This is a genomic window from Cryptosporangium sp. NPDC051539, assembly GCF_044454545.1.
Lineage (GTDB): Bacteria > Actinomycetota > Actinomycetes > Mycobacteriales > Cryptosporangiaceae > Cryptosporangium.
The window spans coordinates 365265-379306 of record NZ_JBITDV010000003.1 but is presented as its reverse complement, the minus strand read 5'-3'; the positions used below and the strand labels follow the sequence as shown (position 1 = coordinate 379306).

Below are 14042 nucleotides of genomic sequence, written 5' to 3'. Positions count from 1 at the left end.
GGGGAGTCTTGATCTTCATCACCGCGAAGTTCCCGGTGAAGCCGGAGTACGCCGATTCCTGGCCCGAGTTGTCCAAGGCGTTCACCGAGGCGACGCGGGCCGAGCCCGGGTGCCTGTGGTTCCAGTGGTCGCGCAGCCTGGACGACGCGTGCGAGTACGTGATCGTCGAGGCGTTCCGCGACCAGGACGCCGGGGTCGCGCACGTGACCGGCGAGCACTTCAAGACCGCGCAGCGCGAGTTGCCCCAGTACCTGTCGGCGACCCCGCGCATCGTGAACACGACGGTTCCCGGGACCGAGTGGTCGCTGCTCGGGGAGTTCGCCGTCGAGGGCTGAGGCGATCCGAAGGAAATCGGGGTCTGCGGCGCGTCGCAGACCCCGATTTCCGTCAGTTCCCGCGGAGCTCGCGGCGGAGGATCTTCCCGGTGGTGGTCTTGGGAAGGTCCTCCACCAGCGTGACCGTGCGGGGGTACTTGTACGCGGCCATGTTCGCCCGGCAGAACGCGATCAGTTCCTCCGGAGTGACGCGCGCTCCGGGCAGGAGTGACACGAACGCGGCGACGGTCTCGCCCCGGTACTCGTCCGGGACGCCGACGACGGCGGCCTCGCGCACCGCCGGATGCGTGTACAGCACGTCCTCGACCTCGCGCGGCCACACCTTGTAACCGGCCGCGTTGATCATGTCCTTCTTGCGATCGACCAGGTAGAACCAGCCGTCGGTGTCCATGAAACCGACGTCGCCGGTGCAGAGCTCACCGCCGGGCAGCGACTCGGCCGTCGCGTCGGGCTTGTTCCAGTAGCCGGGCACGACCTGCGGGCCGGTGATCGCGATCTCCCCGATCTCGCCGACCGGCAGGTCCTCGCCGTCCTCGCCGGCGATGCGGGCCACCGTGTTGAACACCGGCACGCCGATCGAGAGCGCCCCGGACGCCGGGTCCACCGGTGCTTCCGCGCCGAGCGGCACGCCGTGCGACGGAGAGTTCGTCTCGGTCAGCCCGTAGATGTTGTGGATGTTCAGGCCGCTCCGGTCGCGGAGCCGGTCTCGCACGGCCGGGGCGATCGGCGCACCGCCCGAGTACACGACCCGCAGCGACGCGAAATCGCGTTGCTCCGCGTCCGTGAGATCGGCGAGCGCGATGAAGACCGTGATCGCCCCGATCACGAACGTCGGCCGGTGCTCGCGGATCGCGTCGAGCACCACCGCGGGGTGGAAGCGGTGCGTGAGCACGAGCGGGGCCGGGAGCAGCAGCGCGAGCCCGACGTGCCCGATCAGCCCGGTGATGTGGAACAGCGGCGCGACCCCGAGGACGGTGTCGGCCGGGGTCAGCGCCATCCAGTCGCGGTAGGTCTGGCAGTTGAACGCCATCGTGCGGTGGGTGTTCATCGCCCCCTTCGGCACGCCGGTCGTCCCCGAGGTGTAGGTGAGGACCGCGATGCCGTCGGGGGACGGGTGCACCTCCGGCGGCCGGCTGGTGGCGTACTCCTCCAGCAGTCCGACGAGATCGAGCGCGTCCTCCACGACCGGCTTGAGCACCGTGCCGAACAGGCGCGGGTCGAGGCGCTGCTGGAAGTCCAGCGCCGACGCGGTGATCACCAGCCGCACGACGGTCTGCCCGGACACGATCACCGATCGGGCCACGTCCGCGTAGAGCTCGTCGAGGCAGAGCAGCGCGGTCGCTCCGGAATCGTGGAGCAGGTAGGCGAGTTCCCGGTGCTTGTTCATCGGGTTGACGGCGACCGCGCTGCCACCGGCCTTCCAGGCCGCGATCATCCCGATCACGAACGCCGGATCGTTCTGCAGGTAGAGCGCGAGCCGGTCACCGCGGCGGAAGCCGCGTTCGAGCAACGCGGCCGCCAGGGCGTCCGACGCGCGGTCCACGTCCGCCATCGTGAGGACGCCGTCGAAGTACTTGATCGCGGACGTCGCCGGGGCCCGTTCCGCCGACGCGCGGAACAGGTCGAGCATCGTGGTGAAGTCGGGGGTGATGTCCGCCGGTCTCCCGGCGCCGTAGCGCGCGAGCCACGGCCGATCGCCGTAGCTGTTCACGTCACGGCCACCGCGTCGGCCATCGACGGGACGTCGGACATGAAGCACCCTCCGGTCTCGACGGCGAGACGGCGAACTCCACCCAAGGTCACACGGCCGAATCAGGGTGTCAACGAACCGGGCAAACGGGCATCGGCGTGACCGGGGCCGGGTTCACGGACGCGCTACCGCGTCCACCAGGAATCTCTCCAGGACGCGGACGCCGAACCGGAGGGCGTCGATCGGGACGCGTTCGTCGACGCCGTGGAACAGGGAGAGGAAGTCGAGGTCGGCGGGCAGACGCAGCGGCGCGAAGCCGTAGGTACGCAGGCCGAGGCGCGCGAACGCCTTGCCGTCGGTGGCGGCCGGGAGCAGGTACGGCAGGAGGCGGGCGTCCGGGTCCTCGGCGGTGATCGCCCTGGCCATCGCGTCGACGAGCGGACTGTCGAACGGGGTCTCCCAGGCCGGGAGATGGTCCCACTCGGCCTCGACGCCGGGCCCCAGAACGTCGGCCAGCTCGTGTTCGAAGGCCCGCAGGCGGCCCGGCAGCACCCGGCAGTCGACCTCGGCCCGCGCGACCGACGGGACGACGTTCGACTTGTAGCCGGCCGAGAACATCGTGACGTTGGCGGTGTCCCGGAGGGACGCGCCGATGAGCCGCTCCAGCGGGCCGAGCCGGGCGAGGACGCGCTCGGGATCGGCGTCTTCGCCGAGCATCTCGGCCGCGCCCTCGACGAAGGCCCGGACCGGGTCGGTCAGCACGACCGGGAAGCGGTGCGCGTCGAGGCGGGCGACCGCGGCGGCGAGGCGGGCGACGGGGTTGTCGTCGTGCAGCAGGGCGCCGTGACCGGCCTGGCCGTGCGCGGCCAGCCGGAGCCAGAACGAGGTCTTCTCGGCGACCTGGATCAGATAGGCCCGGCGGTCGCCGATCGCCACCGAGTAGCCGCCGACCTCGCCGATCGCCTCGGTGGCCCCGTCGAACAGGTCGGGCCGGTGATCGACGAGCCACTGCGCGCCGATCCGGCCGCCGGCCTCCTCGTCGGCGAGGAACGCGAAGATCAGGTCGCGCGGCGGGACCGTGCCGTCGCGCCGGAACTGCCGGGCCAGCGCGAGCGCGATCGCGACCGTCCCCTTCATGTCGACCGCGCCGCGTCCCCAGACGTAGCCGTCGCGGACCTCGCCCGAGAACGGGTGCACCGACCATTCGGACGGATCGGCGGGTACGACGTCGAGGTGGCCGTGGACGAGCAGTGCCTCCGGACTGCGGCCCGGTAACCGCACCACGACGTTGCCGCGGCCGGGAGCACCGGACTCGACGTAAATCGGGCGGTACCCTACGTCGGTGAGCTGTTCGGCGACGAATTCCGCGGCTGCCCGCTCGGTACCGGGCGAGTGCGGATCACCGCTGTTCGTGGTGTCGAACGCGATCAGCGCGCTGGTGAGCGCGACGACCTCGTCGACCGCGCGCGTCCCGGTCATAGGCGTCACGCTAACTCAGCGTCTTGCGTCGACCGCGAATCGCTGCGTGAATAGTGGTGTGAGGGACAACCACCTCGAATCTCTTCCGTGGCCCGAGTAGGCCGGGAGAGATGCGGCGCTACATCGTGACCGGGGCTCCCGGCAGCAGCAAGACGGCGATCGTCGCTGCCTTGCTGGGCCGCGGCTATGCCGTCGTGGCGGAAGCCGCCTCCGACGTCGTCACCCGTGAGCGGGCGGCCGGGGTCGAGACGCCGTGGCGGGAGCCCGGTTTCCTCGACGCGGTGGTCCGGCTGCAGCAGGACCGGCAGCAGCGGCTCCCGGCCGGCGACGCGACGATGCAGGTGTTCGACCAGTCGCCGATCTGCACGCTGACGCTGGCGCGGTACTGCGGTCTGCCGATCACCCGGGAGTTACGCACCGAGGTGAACCGGGTCGTGACGAATTCGATCTACCAGCCCGTCGTGTTCTTCGTGCACCACGACGGCGACGTCGAGTCGGCCGCGGGCTGGTGCGCGACGGCCGAAGACGCCAAGCGATTCGAGGAACAGCACCGCGCGGTCTACGAGAGCATGCGCGTGTACGAGTTGGTCGACGTGCCGCCGATGGCGCTGGAAGACCGGGTCGACCTGATCGACGAGGCGCTCCAGGCGGACGAGGTCCGCTTCGCGGAAGAAGCCTGGAACTACTGAATACTCGCTCGGATTACGGGCACCGGGGTCGGCGGGGGCGCTCCCGATTCGAGTGTGAGTGGTGATCGTCGGATGGACGAGACAATCGGAACCGAGATCGACGGCTACGCGGTCGTGGCCGGGCACTGGCCGTTGGTGGGTCCGTTCAGTCCGGTGCGGACCGGATACGCGTCCCAGGCGCTGACGTCGCTGGTCTCGTATCTGGGGTGCGCGGTGCACGCCGAGGACGGTCTGGCCGACGGCGAGGACGTGGACCGGCTGCTGGCCGCGGCGCGGGAGGCGCTGGCGGCGCTCCCCGCGGTGATGGAGTCGGCGCAGGAGCGTCGCCGCGCCTGGCCGCAGTGACCGCCGGGTGCGCGGCGCCGGCCGGCGCCGCGCACCCGGCCGGCCGGATCGGGCTTCGATCGGCGGGGCCGCGGCCCACCGTCGGGCCGGCGTCACCCTCGTTCGGTGGGGATCTTCTCGCCGGCCTCGATGGCGATCGGGAGGCGGTTCTCGGCCGGGGGGAGCGGGCAGGTCGCCAGGTCGGTGTACGCGCAGGGCAGGTTGGCGGCCCGGTTGAAGTCGATCGTCACCGTGCCGTCCTCGTCCGGGGCGTCCACCTGCAGTGAGCGGTTGGCCGCGTACGTCGTCACGCCGGACGTGGCGTCGGTGAACAGCACCGAGAGCGTGCCCGGCCGGTAGCCGTTGAACGCGGTCAGCGTGTACTCGTTGCCGTCGAGCGTGAAGCGGAGCTCGCCCGGGGCGTCGTACACGTGCTGCAGGCCCTCGACGGCGGCGCCGACCGTCGTCGGGCGGGGCTCGTCGAACGCCGTGTACCGGCCGGTGGCGACCCAGCGCGGGTCGGGGTCGTACGCCGGGGTGCCCTCGAATGCGACCCGCAGCGGGTTCTCCGGGTGGCGCGGCCGGATGATGTCGTGCCCGCCGCGCTTCGCGACCTCGATCACCGCGTCTCCGGCCTCGGGGTACAGGCTGCCGCGTTCGGGGATCACGCCGAACGAATGCCGGCCGGTGACGGTGTTGCCGCCGACGACCAGCTCCTCGCCGGGCGCCAGGTCGACGACGACGCCCTCCGGGCCGGTGGACCACTCGCCGGGGGCGTCGTCGAATCGCTGCGGGTTCTCGTCGAGCCAGTTGAGGCTGGTGATCGCCAGGAAACCGTGGGGGTCGCCGAGCACGCGCTGGTGCTCGGCGTACCAGGAATCCCAGTCCTGCCGGAACGTGGTGGTGTGGACGGCGGTCATCGCTGCTCCCTCTCCGACGCCGGATACCACCTTCGACACTACGTCGGCCACACGTAATTGCCTATCGAACGGATAGGGATTACTTCGGGGCGGTGTCCGCCTCCGGGTGCCCGGCCCGTTCGCCGAGTCGTGTCGTCCCCGGTCCGTACACACACGACACGCCGACCCGATGGTGCCGGTTGCGGCGAAGTGTCCGGTGCTTACTCTCATCGGGTGCGGCTCGCGGGGAAAGCTCTGGCGTCTCTGCTCGTCGTCGTGCTCGCGGCAGGCTGCCAGGGGCCGGAGAAACCACCCCGCGAGCCCGCGCCGAAGGCCTCACCGAGCGCCGCGCCCCCGGCCCTGGAGCACCTCGGCACGACCACGATCTCGCGATCGTCGGACTTCCGGGGCACGGTCGTCGGCGGCTTCTCCGGGATCAGCTACGACCGCAAGAACGACCGGTACTTCATCGTCAGCGACGACCGCTCCGAGCGGAGCCCTGCCCGCTTCTACACCGCGGCGGTCACGATCGCCGGTCAGTCGGTGCAGGCCCGGCTCACCGGCACGAAACCGCTGCTGCGCGGCGACGGCTCCGTGTTTCCGTCGCTCCGCACTGGCGTTCCTCCCGATCCCGAGGGAATCGCGGTCGACCCCCGTTCGGGCAACCTCTACTGGGTGGACGAGGGGGAGCGATCCGACGTTCTGGAGAACCCGTCGGTGCGGGTTGCCACCCCGAGCGGTCGGTACGTGCGGGAGCTACCGATTCCGGCAGCGTTGAAGATCTCGTCCGGTAAGGGCCCGCGGCGCAACCAGGCCCTGGAGGGCGTGACGTTCACCCCGGACGGGCGTCAGCTCTTCACCGGCATGGAGGACCCGCTGCGGCAGGACGGGCCGAACCCGACGACCGCGCACGGTGCGCTCACCCGGATCACGCGGTATCAGGACGACGAGCCCGTCGCCCAGTACGCGTACCCGCTGGAACCGCTGTTCCTGGAGCCCCGCGAGGCCGGCCGGGCCGACACCAACGGGCTGTCGGACCTGGTCGCACTCGGCAACGGACGATTCCTCGCGATCGAGCGCGCCGCGGTCGTCGACCGCTACCGGATCAAGGTCCGGATCTTCCTGGCCGAGGCCGCGAAGGCGACGAACGTGCTGTCCCGCGCATCGCTGACCGGCGCGACCCCGATGCGCAAGACGCTGCTGATCGACCTCGACGACGTACCTGGGCGCGTCGACAACGTCGAGGGCGCGACGCTCGGCCCGGAGCTCCCGGATGGCCGGAAGACGCTGGTGCTGGTCACCGACGACAACTTCAACTGGCTCCAGCAGACGCAGATCCTGGTCTTCGCGCTGACCGGACTCTAGTTCCCGCAGGTGTCGTTGGGCTCGCCGATCTTCACGACCGTGAGCAGCACCCGCGTCGACCGGACCGGGCGGCTGCCCGCGGCCACCGACTGCGACGTGACCACCCAGTTCCGGTCGACGAGTTGCCTTCGCCCTTGACCGGTGCCGTCGGTCGAGTCCAGGACGAAGAACCCGGCGGCCTGCATCGCGTCCTGGGCCGCCTGCAGGTCGCGGCACACGACGTTCGGGATCACCCCGTCGACCGGCGCACTCGTGGACGCCACGTCGGTGGGCTTGCTGACCCGGAGCGTGACCTTCGTCGACGGCGCGACCTTGCGCCCGGCCGGTGGGTCCTGCGACCGCACGATCCAGTTGTCGCGCGAGACCACGACCCGGTTGCGGCCCGTGGCGTCCACCAGGTGACCGTCCAGACCGAGGGACTTCAGCTGCCGGTCGGCGTCCGGAAGGCGCTTGCCGACGAGGTTCGGGACGGCCACCGCGCCACGCGCCGCCGACCCCGACGGCGCGGCGGCCGTTGAGGACGATGTGGACGGATTGCCCTTACCGACGCGCTGCACGGTCGCCACCAGCAGACCGATGAAGCAGCAGAGCGCGAGCACGATGAGCACGGCGACGAAAAACATCCACGGCCCGCGTCGCTGCGGACGAGGTCCTCGGGTGTATGTCATCGCGCCCCCACCGTGAGTCAGCGTGCACCTCCAGTGTGTACGGCTCGCGCGAGCCGCGGGACCCCTACGCGAGGCCGGACCGGTTCGTGGCCGCGAGACGCGTCGGCCGGGTCGTCCGCACCGGCCCGGAGTGGCAGGCTGCCGGGTAGGTCCGGGTGGGAGCTCACGAGGAGAGGTGCCGGCGTGGTGGGTCACGGAGTGGTGATCGTCGGGGCGAGCCTGGCCGGCGGTAGCGCCGCGCTCGCGCTGCGGGAGAACGGGTACGACGGGCCGATCACGCTGGTGGGCGAGGAGAAGGTGGCGCCCTACGAGCGGCCGCCTCTCTCGAAGCAGATCATGCAGGGCGAGCGAGACCAGCCCGACTGGGTGCTCGCGGAAGGCGACGCGAACGCGTGGGCCGGGAAGGACGTGACGTTCCGTGCCGGTCGGCGCGCGGTCGCTCTCGACGCCGCCACCCGGACCGTGACGCTCGACGACGGCGACACCCTCGGCTACGAGTCGCTCGTGCTGGCGACCGGCTCGGAACCGTGACGCTCGGAGCGGACGTGACCAGCATCACCGACCGGGGCGTCACGCTGGCGGACCGGACCGTCGAGGCGCCGGTCGTCGTCCAGGCCGTGGGCGTGACGCCGCGGCTCGAGCTCGCCCGGTTGGCCGGCCTGGCCGAGGGGGCGGGCGGAGTCGCGGTGTCGTCGACGCTGCAGACGTCGGACCCGCACGTCTGGGCGGCCGGCGACATCGCGGCGGTCGACCATCCGCTCTACCGGACCCGGGTGCGCGTGGAGCACTGGGACGTGGCCCAGAAGCACGGGCAGTACCTCGGCCGGGCGCTGACGTCCGCGGCCGAGCCGTACAGCCGGGCGCCGTACTTCTTCTCCGACCAGTTCGAACTGGGGTTCGAGTACCGCGGGTGGGTCGACCCCTCGGCCTCGGCCGAGATCGTCGTGCGCGGGGACGACCCGGCCGGCTCGTGGTACGCGTTCTGGCTGGTCGGCGGCGCGGTGCAGGCGGTGCTGAACGCGAACGCGTGGGACGACGGCGACGCGATCCGGACGCTCGTGAACGGCCGCGTGACGGTCGCGCCGGCCCGGCTCAGCGATCCGTCGGTGCCGCTGACGGAGCTCGCGTAACAGGTCGGTGTGCAGAACCTTATGCCTGACTGAGCCCGGATGACGGTGGTAGACGCGGTACCGGAGAATAGCCGTGTGCCACCCTCTCATCGGCGTCCGGGACGCCCCAAGGTTCTGATCCTCGTGGTGTGCGCCGTGATCGCGGTGGCCGCCCTCAGCATCGGGGGGTGGATCGTCGCGTCCGGCTCTGACGGGGACAAATCCGGGTCGGAACCCGGTGCGAACTCGTCGCCGGGTGCGACGAAAGGCCCGGCGCGGCTGACGACGAAGAAGGGCGCCGCGCTCAACCCGTTCGCGCCGGTGACGTCGGCGCTGGCCGACTCCGGCGTGAGCTGGTACTACGACTGGGACGGGTCCCCCCAGGGGATCAAGTCGCCGCCCGGCGTGCAGTACGTGCCGATGATCTGGGGCGACAAGGCCGCGAACGACGGAAAGACGCTCGCCGCGGTGAAGAAGGAAGGCGACACGCTGCTCGGCTTCAACGAGCCGGACTTCGAGAGCCAGTCGAACATGTCGCCGGACGAGGCCCTGAAGCTGTGGCCGAAGCTGGAGGCGACCGGCATGCGGCTGGGCAGCCCGGCGCCGGCCAACGGCGGGGCCGAGGACGGCAGCTGGTTCGACGAGTTCATGAAGGGCGCCGAGGAGCGCGGATACCGGATCGACTTCATCGCGCTGCACTGGTACGGCGGCAACTTCGAGACCGAGGAAGCGGTCGAGGGGCTCAAGGAGTACCTGCAGGCGGTCTACGACAAATACCACAAGCCGATCTGGCTCACCGAGTACGCGCTGATCAACTTCGCGAACGGCGGGGCGGACGTGGCGTCGGAGGACCAGCAGGTGGCGTTCGTGAAGGCGTCGACTCAGATGCTGGACGGGTTGTCGTTCGTCGAGCGGTACTCGTGGTTCAAGTTCTCGCCGCCCAAGGAGGGTGGCCAGGCCGGGACGACGTTGTACAACGCCGACGGCTCCACCACGCCGATGGGGGACGCCTACCGCGAGGCGGGATAGCGTCTTGGCTCGTCGGACGAGGGGTGGCCGCGACCGCGACCGGCGGTTGCCGGACACTGGTCGCGTGTCGCCCTCACACAGACGCCCCCGGCGTCATTCGCGCCTGATCCTCGCCGTGTGCGCCGGGTTCGCGCTCGTGGCTCTCAGCGTCGGCGGATGGCTCGTCGGGTCGGGCCCGGACGGGGACCTGGCGGCGGTCGCGGACGCTCGCCCGGCGCCCTCGTCCGGTACGGCGTCGGCGCGGCCGCGGGTCTCGCTCGGGCCGAAGCAGGCGGGCGCCGGAGCGAGCCGGTCGCCGCACGCCTCGGCGACGCACGGCGCCACGCATTCGGTCTCCAGCAAGAAGGGTGCCGCGCTGAACCCGTTCGGGGCGATCCGCTCGTCGCTCGCCGACTCCGGGGTGAGCTGGTACTACGACTGGGACGCGTCCCCGCAGGGGATCTCGGCGCCGCCCGGCGTGCATTTCGTGCCGATGATCTGGGGCACGAAGTCGATGAACGACGAGACGCTGGCCGCGGTCAAGCAGCGCGGAGACACGTTGCTCGGGTTCAACGAACCGGACTTCGAGAGCCAGTCGAACATGTCGCCGTCGGAGGCACTCGACCTGTGGCCGCGGCTGGAGGCGACCGGAATGCGGCTGGGCAGCCCGGCTCCGGCGTTCGGCGCGGCCGACGACGGGAGCTGGTTCGACCAGTTCATGAAGGGGGCGAAGAGCCGCGGGTACCGGGTCGATTTCATCGCGCTGCACTGGTACGGCGGTGATTTCGAGACCGAGAACGCGGTCGAGCAGCTGCAGCGGTACCTGCAGCGGACCTGGGATCGCTGGCACAAGCCGATCTGGCTCACCGAGTACGCGCTGATCAACTTCGGCAACGGCGCGGAGGTGGCGTCACCGGAGCAGCAGTCGGCGTTCGTGACCGCGTCGACGAAGATGATGGACGGGTTGTCGTTCGTCGAGCGGTACTCGTGGTTCAAGTTCTCGCCGCCGAAGGAAGGCGGCCAGGCCGGGACGACGCTCTACAACGAAGACGGCTCCCGGACGACGATGGGGGACGCGTACCGCGCCGCCGGCTAACGCCGGAACGTGTGGGTGACCAGGACGACCGCCTCCCCGGGCCCGGCGCCGCGCCAGCGGTGCGGCACGCCGCCGTCCCACTGCGAGACCTCCCGGGCGTGCAGCGTGTGCCGGCCGGACGGCAACTCCACCTCCACCGTGCCCGAGGCCACGTAGAGCATTTCCGCGTGCTCGTGCACGAAGAACTGACCGAACCCTCGTGGGGGCAGCCGGAACTCGGTCAGCGCGAACTGTCCCGGTACCTCGGTGAGCAACCGCGCCGCGCCGCCGTCGTCCACCGGCACCTCGGCGTCCGGTGCCGCCTCGGCGAGGATCGCCTGCTGGGTGGTCCGGAGCGCCTCGGCGACGAGGAAGAGCGAACGCATGCTGCCCCGGGTCCGCCCGCGTTCGAGCTGACTGAGGAACGGGTGGGACAGCCCGGTCGCCTCCGCCACCTGGACCAGCGTCAGTCCCAGCGTGCGCCGTCGGCGGCGGATCACGTCACCGACCGCCGTTGCCTGCGGACCCGGCTGCCGCACTTGCCCCCCTGAAATCTCGCGGTGCGCGCGACGAAACATTCGGAGCCTAGCCTCGCCGATGTTCACCCGGTCAACATTGTGCCGCAGGGAGTCGCCGTGCCCGATCCGTTCGCGCTCCGGCCGGGTGAGACCGTCGCGGTGCTCCGCAACGTCCGGCGGCTGGACGGTGAGACGGTCGATCTCCGGCTCGGCGACGAGCGGCTCGGCGACGAGCGAATCGTCGACGCCACCGGCTGGCTCGCGTTGCCCGCGCTCGGCGAGCCGCACGCGCACCTCGACAAGGCGCTGACCGTCGACCGTGCCTCCACCCGCCCGAACAGCCTCGTGCAGGCCGTCGAGCAGTGGCACGGGATGCTTCCGGACATCACCGGGCCGGACGTCCGCGACCGGGCGGAGCGGGCGCTCGCGCAGTACGCGGCCGCCGGCGTCACCGCGATCCGGACCCATGTGGACGTTCCGCCGGACGGTGACGCGCTCCGCTGCCTGCGGGCGGTCCTCGAGCTCCGGGACGCGGTCGCCGACCGGATGACGGTTCAGGTCGTTCCGTTGATCTCTCCGGCGACGCCGCTGCCGGTGATCGAGGCCGCGGTCCGTGAGGGTGCCGATCTGCTCGGCGGCGTCCCGCACCTGGCCGACGACCCGGCGGCGGAGACCACGCGGCTGCTCGACGTCGCCGAGCGGACCGGGCTGCCGCTCGACCTGCACACCGACGAGGCCCTCAACCTGCACGGCCTCGATCTCGCCGACCTGGCCGCCCAGGTGCTGGCCCGGGGGCTCCAGCAGCGGGTCACGGCCAGCCACTGCGTCCGGCTGTCGCTGCTGCCGCCCGAGCGGCTGGCCGCCACGCTCGCGAAGGTCGCCGAGGCGCGGATCAGCGTGGTGGTGCTGCCGCAGACCAACCTGTTCCTGCAGGGCCGCGACCACCGGCACTCGGTGCCGCGGGCGATCGCGCCGGTCCGGATGATGCTCGACGCCGGCATCACGGTGGCGGCCGGTGGCGACAACCTGCGGGACCCGTTCAACGCGGTCGGGAGGGGCGATCCGCTGGAGACGGCGTCGCTGCTGGTCGCGGCCGCGCACACGGATCCGCGGGAGGCACTGGACGCGGTCACGACCGGGGTGCGCGAGGTGCTCGGTCTCCCACCTGCCGAGGACGTCGCCGACCTGCTGCTCGTGCCCGACCAGAGCCTCACCGCGGTGGTGGCCGGCCCGGGTGACGCCCGGGTCGTGCTGCGGGCCGGCACGGTTCTCGCCCGCACCCGCGTCGATCGGGTGACCGGCCTCACCCTGCAGGAGGTGCCATGACGGCGCTCGACTTCCGTGGCGTCAGCAAGGTCTTCGACACCGGCACCACCGCCCTCGAGAACGTCGACCTGAGCGTCCGGCCGGGGGAGTTCGTCGCGGTCGTCGGGCCGTCCGGGTGCGGCAAGAGCACGCTGCTGCGGCTCGCCGCCGGGCTCGACCACGCCACCGGCGGCACGGTCGGGGTCACGGCGACGACCACGAGCTACGTGTTCCAAGACCCGACGCTGCTGCCCTGGCGGTCGGCGCTCGGCAACGTCGCGCTGGTCGGCCGGCTCCGACACGTCCCCAAGAAGGAACGAACGGAACGGGCCGCGGAGGCGCTGGCCCTGGTCGGCCTGGCCGACTTCGCGAAGAGCCTCCCTCGGCAGCTGTCCGGCGGGATGCGGATGCGGGTTTCGCTGGCCCGCGCGCTGGTCGCGGACCCGCAGCTCGCGCTGTTCGACGAGCCGTTCGGCGCGCTGGACGAGATCACCCGGCTGGGGATGCAGACCGAGCTGCAGCGGCTGTTCGAGCTGCGCGGCTTCGCCGGTCTGTTCATCACGCACTCGGTGAGCGAGGCCGTCTACCTCTCGACCCGGGTCGTCGTGATGACCGGCCGGCCGGGACGGATCGCGGCCGAGATCCCGGTGCCGTTCGGGCACCCGCGCTCTCCGGAACTGCGGTATTCGCCGGAGTTCGCGGCGCTGACCGGCGAGGTCTCGCACGTCCTGGAGGGCCATCACTCATGACTACGGCCACGATCGTCGAGGCACCGGCGACCCCTGCCCCGAGGAAGAAGAAGCCCCGCCGCGTCCTGCCGGTGCTGTGCGCGCTCGCAGCCGGTATCGGGCTCTGGTACGCGATCACGTACCTGGTGCTCAGCGACGCTCGCCGGTTCCTGTTGCCACCACCGCACGAGGTCGTCACGGTCGCGTTCGGCGACCCGGCCCACCTGGAGCCGAAGCTCGTCGCCCTCGCGCTGACCACCAAAGTGGCGCTCACCGGGCTCGCGATCGCCGTGGCGATCGGCATCGTCACCGCGATCCTGATGAGCCAGGCGGCCTTCCTCGAGCGTGCGATCTACCCCTATGCCGTCATCATCCAGACCGTGCCGATCCTCGCGATCGTGCCGCTGATCGGGCTCTGGTTCCAGTTCGGGTTCACCAGCCGGGTGATCGTCTGCGTGATCATCTCGCTGTTCCCGATGATCTCGAACACGCTGTTCGGCATCCACTCGGCCGACCGGGACGCGCACGACCTGTTCACGCTGAACAAGGCGAGCCGCTGGCAGCGGCTGGTGCTGCTCCAACTCCCGGCCGCGGTGCCGTCGATCTTCACCGGTCTGCGGACGTCGGCCGGGCTGTCGGTGATCGGCGCGGTGGTCGGCGACATGTTCTTCCGCCAAGGCGAACCCGGCATCGGCGGCCTGCTCGACACGTACCGGTCGCGGCTGCAGTCCGAGGACCTGATCGGTGCGATCTTCCTCGCCTCGTTCCTGGGCGTGGCGATCTTCGCCGTGTTCACCGCGCTCGACCGCGCGGTGGTCGGCCGCTGGTACGGCACCAACCGCTCCTAGGA

The 14042-nt window shown here is 71.1% G+C and carries 16 protein-coding genes; 11 read left to right on the top strand and 5 right to left on the bottom strand.

The annotated features are described in order from the left end of the window. Nucleotides 1-8 precede the first annotated feature (8 nt). Nucleotides 9-335: a putative quinol monooxygenase gene (locus tag ACIBZJ_RS12015; RefSeq protein ID WP_395928442.1), complete on the top strand. Its 327-nt coding sequence runs from the start codon at nucleotides 9-11 to the stop codon at nucleotides 333-335. A gap of 52 nt (nucleotides 336-387) precedes the next feature. On the opposite strand, the gene ACIBZJ_RS12010 is transcribed toward ACIBZJ_RS12015, so the two are convergent. Together ACIBZJ_RS12010 and ACIBZJ_RS12005 are read right to left on the bottom strand one after the other, a co-directional pair. Then, entirely contained in the window at nucleotides 388-2046 is a 1659-nt protein-coding gene (locus ACIBZJ_RS12010; RefSeq protein WP_395928440.1) for a class I adenylate-forming enzyme family protein, read from the bottom strand. Between the two features lie 153 nt (nucleotides 2047-2199). Next, the gene (locus tag ACIBZJ_RS12005; protein WP_395928438.1) at nucleotides 2200-3504 is read right to left on the bottom strand and encodes a M20/M25/M40 family metallo-hydrolase; all 1305 of its coding nucleotides are present in this window, start codon (nucleotides 3502-3504) and stop codon (nucleotides 2200-2202) included. A gap of 110 nt (nucleotides 3505-3614) precedes the next feature. Between ACIBZJ_RS12005 and ACIBZJ_RS12000 the strand changes: the two genes are divergently transcribed. Together ACIBZJ_RS12000 and ACIBZJ_RS11995 are read left to right on the top strand one after the other, a co-directional pair. Beyond that, nucleotides 3615-4193: an AAA family ATPase gene (locus tag ACIBZJ_RS12000; protein ID WP_395928436.1), complete on the top strand. Its 579-nt coding sequence runs from the start codon at nucleotides 3615-3617 to the stop codon at nucleotides 4191-4193. Between the two features lie 72 nt (nucleotides 4194-4265). Then, nucleotides 4266-4538 (top strand): hypothetical protein, encoded by a 273-nt coding sequence (locus tag ACIBZJ_RS11995; RefSeq protein WP_395928434.1) that lies wholly within the window; start codon nucleotides 4266-4268, stop codon nucleotides 4536-4538. 92 nt (nucleotides 4539-4630) lie between these two features. Here the strand turns inward: ACIBZJ_RS11995 and ACIBZJ_RS11990 are convergent, their stop codons facing one another. Beyond that, a complete protein-coding gene (locus tag ACIBZJ_RS11990; protein ID WP_395928432.1) occupies nucleotides 4631-5437 on the bottom strand; it encodes a DUF1684 domain-containing protein in 807 nt (268 codons plus the stop codon). 213 nt (nucleotides 5438-5650) lie between these two features. Between ACIBZJ_RS11990 and ACIBZJ_RS11985 the strand changes: the two genes are divergently transcribed. After that, nucleotides 5651-6781 carry an esterase-like activity of phytase family protein gene (locus ACIBZJ_RS11985; protein WP_395928430.1) on the top strand — a complete coding sequence of 377 codons (1131 nt, stop codon included), beginning with the start codon at nucleotides 5651-5653 and terminating at the stop codon, nucleotides 6779-6781. On the opposite strand, the gene ACIBZJ_RS11980 is transcribed toward ACIBZJ_RS11985, so the two are convergent. Further along, entirely contained in the window at nucleotides 6778-7404 is a 627-nt protein-coding gene (locus ACIBZJ_RS11980) for a PASTA domain-containing protein (protein WP_395928428.1), read from the bottom strand. The genes ACIBZJ_RS11985 and ACIBZJ_RS11980 overlap by 4 nt on opposite strands. A gap of 228 nt (nucleotides 7405-7632) precedes the next feature. On the opposite strand from ACIBZJ_RS11980, the gene ACIBZJ_RS11975 reads away from it, so the two are divergent. The 4 genes from ACIBZJ_RS11975 to ACIBZJ_RS11960 all read left to right on the top strand — a co-directional run bounded on the left by ACIBZJ_RS11975 (nucleotide 7633) and on the right by ACIBZJ_RS11960 (nucleotide 10662). Further along, nucleotides 7633-7980, top strand: a complete 348-nt coding sequence (locus tag ACIBZJ_RS11975; protein ID WP_395928426.1) for an FAD-dependent oxidoreductase — start codon at nucleotides 7633-7635, stop codon at nucleotides 7978-7980. A gap of 14 nt (nucleotides 7981-7994) precedes the next feature. Then, the gene (locus ACIBZJ_RS11970) at nucleotides 7995-8579 is read left to right on the top strand and encodes an oxidoreductase C-terminal domain-containing protein (protein ID WP_395928424.1); all 585 of its coding nucleotides are present in this window, start codon (nucleotides 7995-7997) and stop codon (nucleotides 8577-8579) included. A gap of 75 nt (nucleotides 8580-8654) precedes the next feature. After that, nucleotides 8655-9587, top strand: a complete 933-nt coding sequence (locus ACIBZJ_RS11965; protein ID WP_395928422.1) for a glycoside hydrolase family protein — start codon at nucleotides 8655-8657, stop codon at nucleotides 9585-9587. A 64-nt stretch (nucleotides 9588-9651) separates the two neighbouring features. Then, nucleotides 9652-10662: a glycoside hydrolase family protein gene (locus ACIBZJ_RS11960; protein WP_395928420.1), complete on the top strand. Its 1011-nt coding sequence runs from the start codon at nucleotides 9652-9654 to the stop codon at nucleotides 10660-10662. On the opposite strand, the gene ACIBZJ_RS11955 is transcribed toward ACIBZJ_RS11960, so the two are convergent. Beyond that, a complete protein-coding gene (locus tag ACIBZJ_RS11955; protein WP_395928418.1) occupies nucleotides 10659-11180 on the bottom strand; it encodes a cupin domain-containing protein in 522 nt (173 codons plus the stop codon). The two genes, ACIBZJ_RS11960 and ACIBZJ_RS11955, sit on opposite strands and share 4 nt — an antisense overlap. Before the next feature lie 96 nt (nucleotides 11181-11276). Here ACIBZJ_RS11955 and ACIBZJ_RS11950 point away from each other — a divergent pair, with 96 nt between their 5' ends. From ACIBZJ_RS11950 to ACIBZJ_RS11940, 3 genes are read left to right on the top strand one after another with little or no spacing between them, the layout of a single operon-like run. Continuing rightward, the gene (locus ACIBZJ_RS11950) at nucleotides 11277-12485 is read left to right on the top strand and encodes an amidohydrolase family protein (RefSeq protein ID WP_395928416.1); all 1209 of its coding nucleotides are present in this window, start codon (nucleotides 11277-11279) and stop codon (nucleotides 12483-12485) included. Then, nucleotides 12482-13213: an ABC transporter ATP-binding protein gene (locus tag ACIBZJ_RS11945; protein WP_395928414.1), complete on the top strand. Its 732-nt coding sequence runs from the start codon at nucleotides 12482-12484 to the stop codon at nucleotides 13211-13213. Before ACIBZJ_RS11950 ends, ACIBZJ_RS11945 begins: the two co-directional genes overlap by 4 nt. Further along, nucleotides 13210-14040, top strand: coding sequence for an ABC transporter permease (locus ACIBZJ_RS11940; protein WP_395928412.1), 831 nt, complete (start codon nucleotides 13210-13212; stop codon nucleotides 14038-14040). Before ACIBZJ_RS11945 ends, ACIBZJ_RS11940 begins: the two co-directional genes overlap by 4 nt. Nucleotides 14041-14042 lie beyond the last annotated feature (2 nt).

Coding starts and splice junctions, on each gene's coding strand:
- ACIBZJ_RS11945 (WP_395928414.1), top strand. CDS start 12,482: ATGACGGCGCTCGACTTCCGTGGCGTCAGCAAGGTCTTCGACACCGGC.
- ACIBZJ_RS11990 (WP_395928432.1), bottom strand. CDS start 5,437: ATGACCGCCGTCCACACCACCACGTTCCGGCAGGACTGGGATTCCTGG.
- ACIBZJ_RS11995 (WP_395928434.1), top strand. CDS start 4,266: ATGGACGAGACAATCGGAACCGAGATCGACGGCTACGCGGTCGTGGCC.
- ACIBZJ_RS11940 (WP_395928412.1), top strand. CDS start 13,210: ATGACTACGGCCACGATCGTCGAGGCACCGGCGACCCCTGCCCCGAGG.
- ACIBZJ_RS12005 (WP_395928438.1), bottom strand. CDS start 3,504: ATGACCGGGACGCGCGCGGTCGACGAGGTCGTCGCGCTCACCAGCGCG.
- ACIBZJ_RS12000 (WP_395928436.1), top strand. CDS start 3,615: ATGCGGCGCTACATCGTGACCGGGGCTCCCGGCAGCAGCAAGACGGCG.
- ACIBZJ_RS11980 (WP_395928428.1), bottom strand. CDS start 7,404: ATGTTTTTCGTCGCCGTGCTCATCGTGCTCGCGCTCTGCTGCTTCATC.